Origin of the sequence: Pseudomonas fuscovaginae SE-1 (genome assembly GCF_000364705.1) — a bacterium.
Taxonomy (GTDB): Bacteria; Pseudomonadota; Gammaproteobacteria; order Pseudomonadales; family Pseudomonadaceae; genus Aquipseudomonas; species Aquipseudomonas fuscovaginae_A.
In genome coordinates this window covers 1-3808 of the sequence record NZ_AQOH01000392.1, presented here as the reverse complement: position 1 = coordinate 3808, position 3808 = coordinate 1, and the positions used below count along the sequence as shown (strand labels likewise).

At 52.7% G+C, this 3808-nt stretch carries 6 protein-coding genes; all 6 read left to right on the top strand.

All coding sequences use genetic code 11. The features are described from left to right. The coding region (locus K675_RS31690) for a hypothetical protein (RefSeq protein ID WP_232434499.1) at positions 1-687 on the top strand (687 nt) is incomplete at its 5' end. Between the two features lie 134 nt (positions 688-821). Then, positions 822-1097 (top strand): hypothetical protein, encoded by a 276-nt coding sequence (locus tag K675_RS0129815; RefSeq protein WP_017907110.1) that lies wholly within the window; start codon positions 822-824, stop codon positions 1095-1097. After that, a complete protein-coding gene (locus tag K675_RS31955) occupies positions 1094-1612 on the top strand; it encodes a hypothetical protein (protein ID WP_017907109.1) in 519 nt (172 codons plus the stop codon). The genes K675_RS0129815 and K675_RS31955 overlap by 4 nt, the downstream gene beginning before the upstream one ends. A 1-nt stretch (position 1613) precedes the next feature. Next, complete coding sequence (locus K675_RS0129805; protein WP_017907108.1) at positions 1614-2111, top strand: lysozyme; 498 nt, start codon at positions 1614-1616, stop codon at positions 2109-2111. Further along, a complete protein-coding gene (locus K675_RS0129800) occupies positions 2096-3046 on the top strand; it encodes a minor capsid protein (RefSeq protein ID WP_017907107.1) in 951 nt (316 codons plus the stop codon). The genes K675_RS0129805 and K675_RS0129800 overlap by 16 nt, the downstream gene beginning before the upstream one ends. A gap of 92 nt (positions 3047-3138) precedes the next feature. Then, on the top strand, positions 3139-3546 hold the full coding sequence (locus tag K675_RS32705; RefSeq protein WP_157384026.1) for a phage protein Gp36 family protein: 408 nt from the start codon (positions 3139-3141) through the stop codon (positions 3544-3546). Positions 3547-3808: the final 262 nt, after the last annotated feature.

Below are 3808 nucleotides of genomic sequence, written 5' to 3'. Positions count from 1 at the left end.
AAAGTCTACCCTAGCGGCTACGCAATTAGCGTCCTTAGCCAAATGAACCCTACGAACCCGGTGCTTTATGTTAGTAGCATAAGGAAAGGCAACCAGTACTACGGTTATGGGATCGTTACTTATCGCAATGGCGTGGTTGAGCAGAAAAAGGTAGAGCCGCAAGGTATCGTACCTGCGAAACTGCCAGGCTCTTACCTTGCATTCCTCAATAGTGTTGGTTCTGAGATAAACGCCAAGCTGTCAGCTGCGGAACAGAATGCTAATGAGTCATACAGGAAGGTTGAGGCTTACAAGCAAAAGCTTTGCGCGACTACGAAGAGCTCATTTGAAGAACCGCCGCACTACCGTGACATCTGCCAAGAGCAAGGTGATCTGACAGCTATCTATGCCCGTATGACGGCACTCAGTACCGAAAGGAACGCCAGGTTTGAAAGAGCTGCTGAGAACCAGCGAGTAGCGGCAGTGCAAGCCGCCCAGGTGCAAGCCATCAATAACCAGACCGAGGCGATCAACAATCAGGCTTATATCAATAGCTTGAACAACCTCAATAACACGATCCAGCAGAATAATCAGCGGCTTCAGCAGAATAGCTATGTGAATCCGGTAACCCCAAGTTTTGGCATCAAGCCTACCTATCAGACAAATTGCTACAACTTAGGTGCGGTCACTCGCTGCAATACCCAGTAAGCACATTTCCTACAAAACCACATGCCGCATGGTGTGTGGTTTTTTATCGCCTTTCTCACACATATGGCAAATTCCGCATGATACAATAAATCATTGGCCATAGAGCCCTTCTGACAATAACAAGAAGAACAATAATGTCAGCCACTCCCCCGGCGCCTACCAACGCCTCCAACTTGGTTATTTCCTTGTATGCGTTGATTCCACTCCTATCCCTGGTGGTTTCTGGCGTGTGGGCGTATTCCGGACTCGACAAGAAAATCGAACTCCTGGATCAACGCGTTGATGTTGTCTCAGCTCAGATCCAGACGTATCAAATTGAGCGAAAGGAAGACAGCAAGCGAATTGAAAACAAACTCGACAATATCAGCGCCAGGATTGACGCCCTGATTGTTAAGGGGGTGTCGAAATGATTGCCATGATTAGTGCGCTGTTCGGATTCCTGGCGCCTTTCGTTCCGAAGCTCTTCGACATGCTGCAGAGCAATCAGGATCACAAGCAAGAGCTTGAAATGATGAAGCTCAGGCTTGAGAACGCCAACGCTGAGCACACCTGGCGAATGGAAGAAATTAATGCCAGGGCTGACGTCGATGAAGCGATCGCTGTGCGTAAGCCAGACGAAACGTACGGGGACAAGTTGATTGCGTCCGTGGCATCTACAGACCTGCCGAGGTGGATCAAAGGCTATGTCGCCCTGATTGGAGTGCATGTGGATTTTTTCATTCGTATGTGCCGCCCGGTCATCACATACGCCCTGGTCGGTTTTTACATGTTCTACAAGATCGCCACCTTCCACCTGCTGGCTGCTTCGGGGCTTTCCGGGGTTGAAGCGATTGTGCAGAGCTGGACTGATTTCGATGAGGCCATGCTTGTTGCAGTAATAGGCTTCTGGTTCGGCAACCGCACGATGAACCGCTGGAAGAAGTGAAATGGGGGCGATTTACGTACCTCAGCAGGCTATCGATCTGGCCAGCAGGCCTCAGTTCGATGGCTTGCATGATCCAAATCCAAGGACAGCACTGATCGAGCCATATCACGACCCCGTGGGGTTCCCAACGATTGGCTACGGGCACTTGCTGTCGCGGGTGAAATGGGAACCGCTAGACAAGTATTCAGCAATCACCAAGGAAGAGGCTTTGACGCTCCTGGAGAAAGATCTGGGGCGTGCGGCTAGGTCAGTTTGCGGTTTGATCAAGGTGCCCTTGAACGACAACCAGTATGCAGCTCTCATCGATTTTACGTTCAACTGCGGTGGCGGAAATCTGGAAGTCTCGACACTCCGGAGAGTGATCAACCGAGGGGAGTTTCATAAAGCGCCGTCTGAGTTTATGCGTTGGGTGTATGCCCAGGGAGTGCTGATGAAGGGCTTGGTCTACCGGCGAAAAGCAGAATCCGAACTGTGGATCGAGACATGGCGAAGAAAATAAGCGCCAAGCAAGCGATCGGCAGGCAGATCCAGCTAAGAGGACAGTACACGAGGATTGCCAGGGGTGCGGTAGCTCAGCTTCAGCAACTCAGGGCCCAGGTGGCTGACGAGCTCCAGGCTGATGTCTCACGCGGGGCCATCCTGAGCGCATACCGGCTCAAAGCGAAGCTGAAGAAGATCGACCGCGCAATTGACGATCAATACTCGGCCATGGAGCGAGATTTGGTCGTTGAGCTGAGTCAGCTGTATAAGGCCCAAGCCGATTGGAACAGCGAGGCTCTGGAGGTCGACCTGGGTGGAGCCCAGACAAGTGAAGGCTTCATCCGGAGCTTTGTTGAGAGCGATCCATTTGATGGCAAATTACTGAGGGAGTGGATCGGGGAGCAGAGCCTGGCCACTCAAAATGCGGTTAAGAGGGCTGTGAGGCTGGGGGTGGTTAACGGTCTGCCGGTGAGCAAGATCGTTGATGCGGTGACTTCCGATCCAGTGAATCCATTCAACGCCTCCAGGCGGAATATCGAGATCCTTGTGAGGACGGCGGCGGCTCATGTTACTGCCAATGCGGATTTGATTGGGTTTGAGGAGGCTGGGGTTGAGCAGTATCAACTCAGCGCGATTCTGGACACTCGGACGACTCTGACGTGCGCTGCCCTCAACGGCAAAAAGTACAAGCTGAGCGACCCGAAAAGGAAGGTGCCCCCGTTTCACCCCGGCTGCCGAACCACCATGATCGCAATGTTTGACCCTGACGATGAGCCGGTACCAGACAGCTTCGATGACTTCCTGAAAGGTCTCAATGAAGAAGATCAAGTCAAGGTATTGGGGCCGAGCCGCCACCGAATGTGGAAAAAAGGCATGCCATTGGAAGGGTTCGTTGACCAGGACTCCACGCACGTTATTCCGCTGAACGAATTGGAAGGTCTGTCGCTTTCCTAAAAGCGTTTTTCTTAACCAATTCTCTATCGATCTACCCTCAACGGCCTATCTCCTTTTTAAAAAGAGAAGTACCCGTTGCGGGTGAAAAGCCCGTGAGGGCATCCATCAATGCTAGTAAATTGGCTAAGAAAAACATGTACTCAAACTACCTCGAATATACCCGAGAATTCCGAAACGACCAGATCCCCAATGACGACGGCGAATCCCGAATCGTCCGAGCCATCGAAAAGGCGTCACGCCTGACTGATAGCTACATCCGAGCAGGAGGCCTCACCACTCCACTCAGCGATCTTGAGGCGATCGAGGACATCAAGGGCCATGTTCTGGATATCGCCAGATACTACCTCTGGAATGAAAGTCCCTCGGACGAAATCCGCCGTCGCTTTGAAGACGCAGTACGCTGGCTCGAAGGCCTGGCCAGTGGCCGCAATAGGCTCCGCACTGCAAGCCAGGAAAGCCGTAAATCGGGATTCCATAACGTCCGGCTCATCCGCTCATGATCACCTCGGGCTCCCAACCAATCACCCTCGAAGTCGACACCAGGGGTCTGGAAGAGCTCGTCCGCAAAGTCCGGCAGCTCGGGCCCACCAACCAGCATGTCAAAAAGGGCCTCAACCAAATCGGCGTCCGGTGGGTTGCTCGAATCAAAACGTGCTTCCAGCGCGGTATTGACCCTTATGGCCAGCGTTGGGCGCCCATAACCCACCGCCAGGGCCAGCGATCGTGTCCCTAGAAGTGGTGTAACTGAACCAACCGAAGGCG